The organism is Paenibacillus ehimensis NBRC 15659 (genome assembly GCF_004000785.1).
In the GTDB taxonomy this organism is placed as follows: domain Bacteria; phylum Bacillota; class Bacilli; order Paenibacillales; family NBRC-103111; genus Paenibacillus_G; species Paenibacillus_G ehimensis.
On sequence record NZ_BILX01000122.1, the window covers coordinates 1 to 11,894 of the forward strand.

Here is an 11,894-nt window from a genome sequence, read left to right on the forward strand (position 1 = left end):
AAGCCGCACTTGAGCAAGGAGGAGCTGGAGCGGCTCGCGGCCGTGATGCGAAGCTGGCAAGCCGCCGAGGAAGCGGCGAGCTATTCGCCGAAGCAGTTCGAGAAAGACAGCCGGATGGCCGATAGCGTGATCCGTAGACTGGAGAGGGAGTGAGCCGATTGCAGCAGTTGCTGGAACAGATGGAGAAGAGCGTGATCGGACAGCGGCATAACATTCGTCTGCTGCTGACCGCTTTTTTGGCCGGGGGGCATGTGTTGCTGGAAGGGGTTCCCGGGCTTGGAAAAACAAAAATGGTACGCACGCTTGCCGAATTGACGGACGGTTCGTTCAGCCGGGTGCAGTTCACCCCGGATATGATGCCGAGCGACATTACCGGCAGCGTGATTTTCAATATGAAGGACAACGATTTCCAGACGGTCCGCGGTCCGGTCTTTACGAACCTGCTGCTGGCCGACGAGATTAACCGCACGCCGCCGAAAACGCAAGCCGCTCTGCTGGAAGCGATGGAGGAGCGGCAGGTGACGATTCAGGGCACGACGTACCGGCTGCCCGATCCGTTCTTCGTTGTCGCGACGCAGAACCCGGTGGAGTACGAAGGCACGTACCCGCTGCCCGAGGCGCAGCTGGACCGCTTTTTATTCAAGCTGACCGTATCGTATCCGAATTTGGAATCGGAGCTGGCGATTTTAAAGGAACATGTTCCTTTCTTTGCGGCAGCGGAGAAGACGGAGAACCCCGTGTTCCCGCTGGACCGGTTGAAGCAGCTTCGTGCGGAGCTGCACGAGGTGGTCGTGCAGGACAGCCTGGTCGAGTATATTGCCGCTCTGATCCGCAAAACCCGCGAAGACAAACGGCTCCTGCTCGGCGCAAGCCCGCGGGCGGGGATTGCGCTCATGACGGCGGCCCGCGCCTGGGCATTGCTGGACGGGCGCAGCTTCGTCACGCCGGACGATATCAAGACCGTAGCGGTTCCGGCGCTGCGGCACCGTCTGCTGCTGACGCCGCAGGTTGAATTGGAGGGAGAGACTGGTGACCACTTCATCCAGGAAACGCTGGCGACGATTCCGGTCCCTCGCTGACGCGCTTGAGAAGCGGCTGATCGTGCCGACGCCGCGCATGGCTTTGCTGACCGGGGTCGGGGCGCTTCTTGTAGCCGGCGGCTATGCCGTCGGGGCCGGGGCCGCCGTGCAGTGGCTGGTCTGCGGCGCGCTGCTCGGTCTGAGCGTGCTCGATCTGTCGCTGCTCCCCAGGCGGCGCAGCTTGCGCGTCAGCCGGAGCCTTCCGGGGCAGGCCGATATCGGCAGCCCGTTCGAGGTGACGGTGCGCGCGGAAGCCCCGCAGCCGGTGTCTCTGAAGCTGACGGTGGCCGACGACCTGCCGCAGACATTTCTTTCGCCAGGAGCCCCGTTGACGGCGGCCTGGGAAGGGAAGGCGGCGGAAATCCGCTACACGACGGAGGGCCGAGAGCGGGGAGAATATCGTTTTCGAACGGTATGGCTTCGGCTGAAAGGGCGGATCGGCTTATGGGAGAAGCAGGCGCGCATAGAGCTGGAGCAGATGATCCGTATTTATCCCGACATGTCGGGGGTTCGCGGCATTTTATCTTCGATGCAAAATCAACTGACGCTGGAAGGAAGACGGATTTACCGGAAGGAGCGGTCCGGCTCGGAATTTCACGCGATTCGCGAATACGTCCCCGACGACGACCCGCGGTTCGTCAACTGGAGAGCGTCGGCGCGGTCCCGCACGCTGATGACGAACGTATTCCGCCCCGAACGGGGAAAGGTCGTCACCATCCTGCTGGACTGCGGACGCATGATGGGGATCGAGCTGGACGGCCGGACGAAGCTGGACGTGTCGCTTGAAGCGGCGCTGGCGCTTGCGGCCGTGGCGCTCAAGCAGGGGGATAAGGTAGGGCTGCTCGCCTTCTCGAACCGGGTGAAGGCGTATGTTCCGCCGGGCAGCGGCCTTCTCCATCTGCAGACGCTGACGACAGCGGTCTACAACCTGCAGAGCGACTTCGTGGAGGCAAGCTACAGCACGGCTCTCCAGCATTTGCTGCGCGTGCAAAAGAAACGGAGCCTGACCGTCCTGTTCTCCGATATGGACAATTACATGTTCGAGGAGGGCCTGCGTCCGCTGCTGATGCGGCTGAAGCGGCAGCACCGGATTTTGCTGCTCGGGCTGCGGGATGAAGTGCTGCAGCGATGGGCGTCGGCCGAGACGACGGACAGGCGCCAAGCCTATGTGAAAAGCGTGGCGCACAAGTTTGCCGTCGACCGGCAAACGGTCGCTGCGGAGATGGCGGCCGGCGGGATCGATATTGTGGACGTTCCCGTCGGGCAATTGGCTTGGACGGCGGTTAACCGGTACCTGGATCTTAAATCGAACGATTCGATATAGAGGCCGGGGAAGAGAAGAGGTCCGTCCTCGTCCCGGCTTCGTCCTTCGGGACGGCGCCTTCGGCCGCAGGCTGCGCGTGCCTTCGCTCGTTCAACCGGCCGTAAGCGGCATACAGCGCCAGGGCAATCAGCGTGGCGCCCGCGACCATATATTTGGCTTCCAGCGACAGGCCGGAAGGCGTAATATAGCCTTCGATAATCCCGGCAATGACGAACAGCGGGATCGTGCCGACCAGCAGAAGCGCCGATTGCTTGACGGAACGCAGAAACATATATTTTCGGGTATACGGTCCGGGATTGATCATCCGGTAGCCCATATACAAGCCGGAGCCCCCGGCGATGAAGATGGCGGTCAGCTCGATAACGCCGTGCGGCAAAATGTACGCCCAGAAGACGTAGCTTTTGCCGGATTGCCAAAAGACAGCAGTAAGCGCGCCGATCAGGATGCCGTTGTAGAACAGCACGTAGACCGTCAGCAGCCCGAAGGTGATGCCGCTCACGAACGCCAGAACGGCGACCCGGATGTTGTTGGTCATGATCGACGTGGACATGACGGCGCTCTGTACCTCGTCGTGGTTTTTGCCCACCGCGTGGGGATCGATGCCGTCGGCCATCTCGGGGGATACGAGCGCATACAGGTTGAGCGGGTCCTGCCAGACGGCTGCGAAGCCGGACAGCGCTCCAACCATAAACAGCAGAAACGCCAGCGCAATGAATCGTTTGCGTTCCAGAACATAGCCGATAAACCGGCGCTTGAAAAAATCGCCGAGCCGGTGGGACGTTTTCCACTGTTCGGCATGCAAGGCATGGTGCGCCCGCGCTACGAGCTGATTGAGGTAAAGTCCGATCTCGTCGCCGGGGTAGTACGTTTGCGCATAGGCCAGGTGAGCGGAGGCCGTCCGGTATAAGAAGGTCAGCCGGTCGACCTGCAGCGCCTGAACCGTGCGGCGCTTTTTCTCGAATAAGGTCAGCAGTCCGTCAAGCTCGGTCCATACGGGCTTATGCTCGCGGATGAAGCGCTGAATGTTCATGGGTTCGGACGATCTCCTTCCGTCTCTCGAATAATTCAATATTACCACAAAAATGGAAAGGAGGAGCGGGGAAATGAACGAGGTGAATATCAGGGAAGCGTCGATTGTGACGCCGGAGCATGTCCGGCTTCAGTTTCGGACGGCGGGCATCGGCAGCCGGACGGCCGCTCAGCTCGTAGACAACCTGCTGCTGTTGATAGCCTTCGGGGCCATCAGCCTGTTGATCGGTTTGATCCTGATGCTGCTGGACATCGGCTTGGACGATGCGCTTGGGGAATATGCCGCGGCTTTCCTGATCGTGCTCAGCTTTTTATTGATCGGCGGCTACTATGCGTTGACGGAATATTATATGGGCGGGCAAACGTTCGGCAAAAAATGGCTGGGCCTGCGCGTCATTCAAGAAAACGGCCAGCCGGTTACGCTGCTGTCGGCCATTATCCGTAATTTTTTCCGGCTGATCGATTTCCTGCCGTCCTTTTACTTTGTCGGCATGCTGTGGATGTTCTTCCATCCGATGGACAAACGGCTCGGTGATTTGGCGGCGGGCACGCTCGTCATCCGGGATCTGCAGCATGAGCGGCTTCACCTTCGCAAGCGGACGCAGAAATGGCTGGCCAAGCACCGCATTCGCCTGCCGTATGAACTCAAGCTGTCCGAAGCGTTCCGCCGCCGGATCGAGCGGGAAGATTGGCTGCTGCTGTCCACATTCGTGGAGCGCTTGCCCTCACTGGATAAGTTCAAGCGCGAGGAGCTTGCCCGACAGGTGGCCGAGCGGCTCGGAACCAAGCTGGAGCTGGAACGGGAGCTGTATGCGGCCCAGTCGACAGCTTTTCTGATCGAGCTGTACGTGCAGCTGTCGGAGGAATGGTCGCTGTAGGCGAGGCGGAAAATTTTTATATTTGGGATGCATAAGGACGGAGCGGCGCATGCATACTAAAATGGGCTGAATAAGAAGCCAACCATTTCCAGAATGCATGCCAAGGAGGAATTCCGTCCATGTTCAACGCTACTCAACAATTGAACCAATGCCAGCAAATGATTCAACAATTGATCCAGCAAACGGACCAAGCGAGCGCGAATTACCAAAGACTGCTCCAGCAAGAGCAGCAAAATGCGCAGCAGCTGCAAATTTTGTCGCAGCGCGAGCAGCAGGCCGTTCAAGTGATTCAAACGGCGCTGCAAGGCCACCAGACGGCGGTGCAGCAAATGCAGCAAATGGCGCAAATTTGCAACCAGCTGGAGCAAACGGTCGCACAGTTGAATCAGGCGAGCTTTCAAACGCAGCAAAATCAAAACTTCGCCCGCAGCAATTTCTATCAATAATCGGGCACATGCGGACGGAGCCGATTCCCGGAAGGGACGGCTCTGTTTTTTGTCGCCCGAAGATCCTGACCTGCACAGAAGCGGATTTGACAATTTCAACTGTTATTATTATAATTACAGTAAGCGAACGGAGAGAAGGGAGCCGCCCGGTGAACAGCGAATTTACAATTGCCGTCCACAGCCTCGTGCTGCTCGCCTATCGGCCGGATCATATGGCCACCAGCGATATGATCGCCCACAATGTGGATACGCATCCGGCCCGTGTACGCAAGGTGATGGGGTGTCTGCGCAAGCAGGGATACGTGACGACAAAGGAAGGCAGCGGCGGAGGATTTGCATTAAACTGCCGGCCGGATGAGGTCACGCTTGCCGAGATTTACCGCGCCACGTCGTTCGGTTCGATCAAGCCGTCCTGGTGCTCGGGAAATTTGGAGGAGGACTGCCTTGTCGCGTGCAATATGACCGAGGTGATGGATCATATATTCACGGAAGCGGAGGAGCAGATGCTGATGTACCTCCAGCGGCTGACGATTCAAGACGTGCTGGAGCGCGTCCTCGCGAAGCAGCAGAGAGAGAGCTAATTTTTTTTGACGTAACTGTTACCAAAATAGTTTCAGTCGTTTCAGAGGCTTTATAACTGTTTAATGGTGTTAAAAAGGGAGGGTGATGATCATGGCAGCTGCACATCATGGACCGATTCGGGAAGGCGATTGGGTTAGCGGGACTTCCTGGAGGGACGAAAGGTTTATCGGATATGTTGAATGGACGGACGGAAATGGCGCGCTGCGTGTCCGGATTACGCAGTGCGACCGCGCCGAAGCGGTAGGCTTCGTGGCGGAAGCCCGGCAGTCGAAAGTAACCCGGCTGCCCGAGCCCGACGGGCTCCCTGCGGACGAAGCGGCGCTGCGCGATCTGATCGAGCTGGCGCTGCAGACCCGGGATCAGGCATGGTTTGAAGAGTTGAGCGCCATGCTGCCCTCGGCATCCGCGCAAGCGGCAGGAGGGCGGAAGCCGAGCCTTCCCGGGCCGAGCGGGTGGAAGGCTCCGGCCTCCCGGTTTCCGTTCGGATTCAATCTGGAAAACCTGCGTTAAACCTAAAAAACTAAACTAGAGGAGTGGATGGAAATGGCTATTGTCAACGTAAAAGATGCGGAGTTTAAGGATGCGATTCAGGAAGGTGTCGTGCTGGTCGATTTCTGGGCGCCGTGGTGCGGTCCCTGCAAAATGATCGCTCCTGTGCTTGAGGAGCTGAACGGCAAGCTCGGCGATACGGTGAAGATCGCGAAGGTCAACGTGGACGACAATCCGGAAACGGCCGGACAATACGGAGTGATGAGCATTCCGACGCTGAAGCTGTTCAAGGACGGCGTCGAGGTCGGCACGCACGTAGGCTTCCGTCCGCTGACGGAGCTGGAAGCTTGGGTACAATCGCAGCTGTAATGATAGCGATCAAAAGGCCCCTTCGAAAACGAGGGGCCTTTTGCTTTAGGCTGGAGCCCCGCTCTAGTTGTCCGATTCGTCTCCGTAAATAAACCGCTCGAGCTGGCGCAGCTTATCTTCCGTGAGCGGGCCTGCGTTATTGAACGATAGAATCGAAGAGGCCGGCAGCTGCCAGCGGATTTCCCGAACCGCAAGGGAGCGGCTGAATTCGCTCCAGTTTTCCAGCTTCCATGCATCCAGCGCCAGCCCCCGGTCCCGGATGCGCTCGCGGTAATGCTGCTCGCCGGGGAGCGAGACGAGGATCGCTTTGACGTCCACATCGCGCAGCGACGCGCCGATCCGCAGCAGTTCCTTCTCCGGCCAGACCGGGTCTTCGAGCTCCCGGGTAAAAGGGCCGATGACGAACGCGTTCACGCCGAGGTCCATGTTCTCCAGGGCGGCGTCCATCGTGATGCGGTAGCCCAGATCCCGGCAGCGCATTTTATAAACGGCGGAATCGCGGTCGTTCGGGTCAAGCCCGGAAAGGGTCATGATCGCCTCCGAGACTGGCCGGGATAAAGTGTCCATATCGAAGAAAGCCGCATGGCGTCTTCGGACCAAGGCTTTGGCCAACGTCGTCTTGCCCGCGCCGGCGGGACCCAGGAAAAATACGAGCTTGCGCATGTCATGCCTCCTGTCCGTCAAGTGTATTGCCTTATAGCCCAAGTTCCTTTTACAATCTATCGTATCATAAAAGCGGCGGATCACGGTACTAACCGATTTGGTTTAGCAGGATACGGATCGCTTAGGATGAAATTGGCGCAACATTCAAATAATTGGTATTTTAGGGATTCAGGGTTTACGAAACGAAGTGCTTATACTATAATAAAAATCACAAGTAAACAGTTTTGCTGTGAGAAGATGAGAACAGCCGTGATCCAAAGTGGAGCTTTCCACATTTCGGATAGTGGCTGTTTTTTGTCTTATTCTGGAAAGGAGGGGCTCTTCATGCGAGGGCTCGGGTGCAGAACATATTGACCTTATGATCAATTACGGTGGGGAAGTCCTTCTTTAAAGCAAATGTTTGAAAGGGTTTACAAAAAAACACGATGCCGGGAGGTAAACCTATGACTCCGTTTATGGGGGAATTGCTGGGAACGATGCTGTTAATCTTATTCGGCGACGGGGTATGCGCCGGAGTCAGCCTGAACAAATCCAAAGCGCAGAATTCGGGCTGGATTGTCATTGCGATGGGCTGGGGGCTCGCGCTCGCCATTGCGATTTTTGCGGTCGGCCGGATCAGCGGCGCGCACTTGAATCCCGCTTTTACCGTCGGGTTGGCCATGGCCGGACAATTCCCTTGGGAGAAGGTACCGTCGTATATTGCTGCACAATTCATCGGAGCGTTTCTGGGAGCTTGTCTGGTGTGGCTGCAGTATTTGCCGCACTGGAAAGCGACCGACGATACCGGAGCGAAGCTCGGAACCTTCGCGACAGGACCTGCCATCCGCAGCCCGTTTGCGAACCTGATCAGCGAAGTGCTGGCCACGTTTATCCTGTTTGTCTGCATTTTGGCGATCGGCGCCAACAAATTTACGGACGGCTTGAACCCGTTTGTCGTCGGTTTCCTGCTGGTCGGCGTCGGTCTTTCGTTCGGAGGAACGACCGGCTATGCGATGAATCCGGCCCGCGACCTGGGTCCGCGCATTGCGCACGCGGTGCTGCCGCTCGGGAAGAAGGGCTCGTCCGACTGGGGCTACGCCTGGATTCCGATCGTCGGTCCGCTGGTCGGCGGCTCGCTCGGAACGCTATTTTATTATGCGGTTTTCGGAAGCTGATGCATAGGCTACAAGTATATCCCACATTTTAACTACACAGGAGGACATCGTCATGGATAAAAAATATGTGCTTGCGCTCGATCAAGGAACGACCAGCTCGCGCGCCATTTTGTTCGATCACAGTGGACGCATCGTGGGCTCCGCGCAAAAAGAATTTACGCAAATTTATCCCAAGGCCGGCTGGGTCGAGCATGACGCCATGGAAATTTGGGGGACGCAAAGCGGCGTTGCGCGCGAGGTGTTGGAAAAGGTAGGCGTGCGTCCGCAGGAAATCGCCTCGATCGGGATTACCAACCAGCGGGAGACGGCGGTCATCTGGGACAAAAATACGGGAAGGCCGATTCACAACGCCATCGTCTGGCAGGATCGAAGAACCGCCGATTTTTGCGACGAGCTGAAGGCGCGAGGCTTGGAGTCTTACATCCGGGAAAACACGGGGCTCGTTGTAGACGCTTACTTCTCGGGAACGAAAATCAAATGGATGCTGGACCACGTCGAAGGGGCGAGGGAGAAGGCGACCCGGGGAGAATTGCTGTTCGGCACTGTCGATACTTGGCTCATCTGGAATCTGACGCGCGGCAAAGTGCATGCGACGGACTATACGAACGCTTCCCGTACGATGCTCTATAATATCAAGCAGCTCTGCTGGGACGAGAAGCTGCTGCAGGAGCTGGACATTCCGCATTCGATGCTGCCGGAGGTCAAGCCGTCGGTAAGCGTATACGGCTCAACCGATCCGCATACGTTCGGCGGTGCGGAAATCCCGATTGCGGGCGTGGCGGGAGACCAGCATGCGGCGCTGTTCGGACAAACGTGCTTCGAATCGGGGATGGCGAAGAACACGTACGGCACGGGCTGCTTCATGCTGATGAATACCGGTACGAAGGCCGTCGAATCGAAGTCGGGACTGCTGACGACGATCGCCTGGGGGATGGACGGCAAGGTGGAATACGCGCTGGAAGGAAGCATTTTTATCGCCGGCGCGGCGGTACAATGGCTGCGCGACGGGCTGAAGCTCTTCGACTCGGCGTCCGATTCCGAGTATTACGCGGGCAAAGTCAAGGATACGGACGGGGTCTATGTCGTGCCGGCCTTTGCGGGACTTGGAGCGCCCTATTGGGACATGTATGCCCGAGGCGCGATTTTCGGCTTGACGCGCGGCACGAAGAAGGAGCATCTGATCCGGGCCACGCTGAATTCTCTGGCCTACCAAACGAAAGACGTTTTGGGGGCGATGGAGATTGATTCCGGCTTGAAGCTGCAATCGCTACGGGTCGACGGCGGGGCAACCGCGAACAACCTGCTGATGCAATTCCAGGCGGACATTCTCGGTGTTCCCGTTCAAAGACCGCAAATTACCGAAACGACCGCGCTTGGTGCCGCTTACATGGCGGGAATCGCCGTCGGCTTCTGGGATAAAACGGAAATCGCGGCACGCGCCGGTTCGGACACCGTATTCGAACCGGGCATCGACGAGCCAACCCGGGCGAAGCTGTATCGGGGCTGGAAAAAAGCCGTGGATCGTACAATGCTTTGGGAGAAAGACGAAGAATAAGCAGTGACCGGACCGTGCTGTCGCACCCTTTTTCAGGAGAAGGGAGGCAGCACGGTTTCGCTTGTTTTCCGATCCGGGAGCGGGTTTGTAAAAAAATTCTAAATAATTCATTCTATTTTCGTTTATGATAGTAACGATAGTACCATTCGCATTGTAAGAGAATTCATATGTTTATCGAAGGAGGACTTTATGTTGAAGCCCAATACCATGATTCCCGCTGTCCGGGGGTTTAAAGAATTGGAGAAGGCGCTCGCTTCGCCGCACGAGGTCATTTTTCTGCTGGAGGGGGAATTAATCCAACTACAAAGTATCGTAGGGGCGGTCAAGCAAGCGAACAAAAAAATATATCTTCACCTGGAAATGGTGAAAGGGATTAAAGACGACGAGGCTTCCATCCATTTCTTATCGAAAGTGATTAAAATCGACGGGATCATCAGCACCCGGACGTCCTGCCTGCTTCATGCCAAAAAATACGGACTGAGCGCCATTCAGCGCGGCTTCATTATCGATTCCCACTCGATCCGCACGATTATTAATTCGGCCGCCCAGGTGAAGCCGGACTATATCGAGATTTTGCCGAGCTTCTCTTATCCCAAACTGAGCTTGATCAAAAAGGAGACGGGGCTCGATATCATTTTGGGCGGATTTGTCGAAAAGAAGGAGGAGCTGCCCGTTCTGTACAACGCCGGCGCGATTGCCGTATCGACCAGCCGAATCGAGCTTTGGAGCTGAGGCGGATTGGCTCCGTTCCGACAGCCGATGAATACGATATAGGATAGAGCATCCCGCCTGACGTGACGCCGAGAAGATCCTTGCAGCGGCAGGGCTTTGCCGTCCGGAGCAGCTTATCGAAAAGGAGAAGATGCGCTTATGTACCCGTCCTTTTTTCTCGCCCATGGCCTGCCTACGATTGTGACGGAGCCGCATGGCTATTCCCGTTTCTTGAGAGCGCTTGGGACGCAGCTGCCGAAGCCCGTAGGGATTGTCGTATTCAGCGCCCATTGGCAGAGCGAAGTACAGACGATCGGCGCGGCGGCCGAGCCGGAAACGCTGCACGATTTTTTCGGGTTTCCGGAGGAATTGTATGGCATTTCTTACCCTGCAAAAGGAAATATTCTGCTCGCTATGGGCATTGGGCGGCTGTTCGATACCGAAGGGATCGCCTGCGCCCTGGACGATACGCGGGGACTCGATCACGGCGTATGGACGCTGCTCTCGCTCATGCACCCCGCGGCAGACGTGCCCGTCGTCCATCTGTCCGTGAATCCGCTGCTGGTGCCGGAAGAGCAGTACCGGATCGGCCGTGCGCTCCAGGCTTTGCGCAGCGAGGGGATCATGATCGTGGGCAGCGGCGGGACGGTGCACCATCTCGGCACAATGCATTGGCAGGACGATGCCGCCGAGCTGTGGGCGAAGCAATTCGACGCCTGGCTGTACGACCGGATTACGGTGTGGGATTCGGACGCCTTGTTCGATTATGAGCGGCGGGCGCCGCATGCAGCCATGGCCGTGCCGACGGCGGAGCACTTCGCGCCTCTGCTGATTGCGATGGGCGCGGCGGACCGCGGCCGGCGGGCGAAGCTGCTGTATCAGAAGTATCAGTACGGGACGCTCAGTCTCGGCGCGTGGATGTTCAGTTAGCTTATTCGTGCGCCGAATGGATCAGAAACGATACTTCGCCGCTGTTCGTATGAATGACATAGTTGGCTCCGAGCCCTTTATAGATCAAGCGCGGATGGTTCGATTGCGTAATGACGTACAGCGGTTCCGAGGTCCACGGGCGGCATATACGGATATAGCGGCAGCACAGGGCCAGGCTGTTCTCGAACAAAAACACCTTGCCGACGGGCCATTCGGGGACGAGCCATGTGTTCTCCTCATTCGTATCCACCATCACAATTCGTTCGGCCCCAAGCTCCTGCAGCCGGGCCTGCTCGGCTTTGTTGTTGACGATCACCGCAAACGGAATGCTGCCGAATTTGAGCTGCCGGATAAACGCTTCGCCGGGCTTGTTGGGCGCCGATACCAAAATATAGGGCTGCTCCTGCTCCATGGTTTTCTCCTCCTAAGGAATAGTAGGAGAGAAGGCAATACGAAAGAAGCCTGCGGCTGCGGGTAAAAAACGGGCTCGCCGCGGCTTCCCAAGGCACGGAACAAGCCGTGTCTTACGCGTGAAGATCGATGCCTCTCTCGACGGCGCTGACGAGGTTAGCTGACGGGTTCGGGCGGTGAGAGTCGCCCTACTCCTGCGCATGTGCGGCAGGCGATTAAGATTCACCCCAATGCGATGGGCGGCACGGCTCTCAGGGCGTGCGCTGCATCGCTT

The 11,894-nt window shown here is 57.5% G+C and carries 13 protein-coding genes, 1 pseudogene and 1 riboswitch; of the genes and pseudogenes, 11 read left to right on the plus strand and 3 right to left on the minus strand.

Annotated features, from left to right (window positions below; translation table 11 throughout):
- Positions 1-158 precede the first annotated feature (158 nt).
- Together PEH01S_RS32835 and PEH01S_RS32840 are read left to right on the plus strand one after the other, a co-directional pair.
- Positions 159-1,079: an AAA family ATPase gene (locus PEH01S_RS32835; RefSeq protein WP_025845462.1), complete on the plus strand. Its 921-nt coding sequence runs from the start codon at positions 159-161 to the stop codon at positions 1,077-1,079.
- Complete coding sequence (locus tag PEH01S_RS32840) at positions 1,030-2,403, plus strand: DUF58 domain-containing protein (protein ID WP_246063138.1); 1,374 nt, start codon at positions 1,030-1,032, stop codon at positions 2,401-2,403. The genes PEH01S_RS32835 and PEH01S_RS32840 overlap by 50 nt, the downstream gene beginning before the upstream one ends.
- Here PEH01S_RS32840 and PEH01S_RS32845 read toward each other — a convergent pair.
- A complete protein-coding gene (locus PEH01S_RS32845) occupies positions 2,381-3,433 on the minus strand; it encodes a stage II sporulation protein M (RefSeq protein WP_127490299.1) in 1,053 nt (350 codons plus the stop codon). The genes PEH01S_RS32840 and PEH01S_RS32845 overlap by 23 nt on opposite strands.
- 73 nt (positions 3,434-3,506) lie before the next feature.
- On the opposite strand from PEH01S_RS32845, the gene PEH01S_RS32850 reads away from it, so the two are divergent.
- The 5 genes and pseudogenes from PEH01S_RS32850 to trxA form a co-directional block, all read left to right on the plus strand.
- Positions 3,507-4,310 (plus strand): RDD family protein, encoded by an 804-nt coding sequence (locus PEH01S_RS32850; protein ID WP_127490300.1) that lies wholly within the window; start codon positions 3,507-3,509, stop codon positions 4,308-4,310.
- A gap of 119 nt (positions 4,311-4,429) precedes the next feature.
- Entirely contained in the window at positions 4,430-4,756 is a 327-nt protein-coding gene (locus tag PEH01S_RS32855) for a hypothetical protein (RefSeq protein WP_025845454.1), read from the plus strand.
- 149 nt (positions 4,757-4,905) lie between these two features.
- Positions 4,906-5,337 carry an RrF2 family transcriptional regulator gene (locus PEH01S_RS32860; RefSeq protein WP_025845452.1) on the plus strand — a complete coding sequence of 144 codons (432 nt, stop codon included), beginning with the start codon at positions 4,906-4,908 and terminating at the stop codon, positions 5,335-5,337.
- Between the two features lie 91 nt (positions 5,338-5,428).
- Positions 5,429-5,848 (plus strand): hypothetical protein, encoded by a 420-nt coding sequence (locus PEH01S_RS32865; protein WP_025845450.1) that lies wholly within the window; start codon positions 5,429-5,431, stop codon positions 5,846-5,848.
- A gap of 21 nt (positions 5,849-5,869) precedes the next feature.
- Positions 5,870-6,196, plus strand: a pseudogene (gene trxA, locus PEH01S_RS32870) (thioredoxin); the annotation flags it as partial.
- Between the two features lie 63 nt (positions 6,197-6,259).
- Here the strand turns inward: trxA and PEH01S_RS32875 are convergent.
- Positions 6,260-6,859, minus strand: a complete 600-nt coding sequence (locus PEH01S_RS32875) for an AAA family ATPase (RefSeq protein WP_127490301.1) — start codon at positions 6,857-6,859, stop codon at positions 6,260-6,262.
- Positions 6,860-7,302: 443 nt separating this feature from the next.
- Here PEH01S_RS32875 and PEH01S_RS32880 point away from each other — a divergent pair, with 443 nt between their 5' ends.
- The 4 genes from PEH01S_RS32880 (at position 7,303) to PEH01S_RS32895 (ending at position 11,209) form a co-directional block, all read left to right on the plus strand.
- Complete coding sequence (locus PEH01S_RS32880; RefSeq protein ID WP_127490302.1) at positions 7,303-8,013, plus strand: MIP/aquaporin family protein; 711 nt, start codon at positions 7,303-7,305, stop codon at positions 8,011-8,013.
- A 52-nt stretch (positions 8,014-8,065) separates the two neighbouring features.
- The gene (glpK, locus tag PEH01S_RS32885; RefSeq protein WP_127490303.1) at positions 8,066-9,568 is read left to right on the plus strand and encodes a glycerol kinase GlpK; all 1,503 of its coding nucleotides are present in this window, start codon (positions 8,066-8,068) and stop codon (positions 9,566-9,568) included.
- Positions 9,569-9,757: 189 nt separating this feature from the next.
- The gene (locus tag PEH01S_RS32890) at positions 9,758-10,300 is read left to right on the plus strand and encodes a glycerol-3-phosphate responsive antiterminator (protein WP_025845444.1); all 543 of its coding nucleotides are present in this window, start codon (positions 9,758-9,760) and stop codon (positions 10,298-10,300) included.
- A gap of 138 nt (positions 10,301-10,438) precedes the next feature.
- The gene (locus tag PEH01S_RS32895; RefSeq protein WP_127490304.1) at positions 10,439-11,209 is read left to right on the plus strand and encodes a DODA-type extradiol aromatic ring-opening family dioxygenase; all 771 of its coding nucleotides are present in this window, start codon (positions 10,439-10,441) and stop codon (positions 11,207-11,209) included.
- A gap of 1 nt (position 11,210) precedes the next feature.
- On the opposite strand, the gene PEH01S_RS32900 is transcribed toward PEH01S_RS32895, so the two are convergent.
- Positions 11,211-11,621, minus strand: a complete 411-nt coding sequence (locus PEH01S_RS32900; RefSeq protein ID WP_025845441.1) for a hypothetical protein — start codon at positions 11,619-11,621, stop codon at positions 11,211-11,213.
- 129 nt (positions 11,622-11,750) lie between these two features.
- Positions 11,751-11,894, minus strand: a riboswitch (cyclic di-AMP (ydaO/yuaA leader). This riboswitch is flagged as partial in the annotation.

What these genes read in the sequence shown, in the direction of transcription:
- PEH01S_RS32850 (WP_127490300.1), top strand. Translation starts at nt 3,507, where the DNA reads ATGAACGAGGTGAATATCAGGGAAGCGTCGATTGTGACGCCGGAGCAT.
- PEH01S_RS32900 (WP_025845441.1), bottom strand. Translation starts at nt 11,621, where the DNA reads ATGGAGCAGGAGCAGCCCTATATTTTGGTATCGGCGCCCAACAAGCCC.
- PEH01S_RS32845 (WP_127490299.1), bottom strand. Translation starts at nt 3,433, where the DNA reads ATGAACATTCAGCGCTTCATCCGCGAGCATAAGCCCGTATGGACCGAG.
- PEH01S_RS32875 (WP_127490301.1), bottom strand. Translation starts at nt 6,859, where the DNA reads ATGCGCAAGCTCGTATTTTTCCTGGGTCCCGCCGGCGCGGGCAAGACG.
- PEH01S_RS32895 (WP_127490304.1), top strand. Translation starts at nt 10,439, where the DNA reads ATGTACCCGTCCTTTTTTCTCGCCCATGGCCTGCCTACGATTGTGACG.
- PEH01S_RS32865 (WP_025845450.1), top strand. Translation starts at nt 5,429, where the DNA reads ATGGCAGCTGCACATCATGGACCGATTCGGGAAGGCGATTGGGTTAGC.
- PEH01S_RS32880 (WP_127490302.1), top strand. Translation starts at nt 7,303, where the DNA reads ATGACTCCGTTTATGGGGGAATTGCTGGGAACGATGCTGTTAATCTTA.
- glpK (WP_127490303.1), top strand. Translation starts at nt 8,066, where the DNA reads ATGGATAAAAAATATGTGCTTGCGCTCGATCAAGGAACGACCAGCTCG.
- PEH01S_RS32855 (WP_025845454.1), top strand. Translation starts at nt 4,430, where the DNA reads ATGTTCAACGCTACTCAACAATTGAACCAATGCCAGCAAATGATTCAA.
- PEH01S_RS32890 (WP_025845444.1), top strand. Translation starts at nt 9,758, where the DNA reads ATGTTGAAGCCCAATACCATGATTCCCGCTGTCCGGGGGTTTAAAGAA.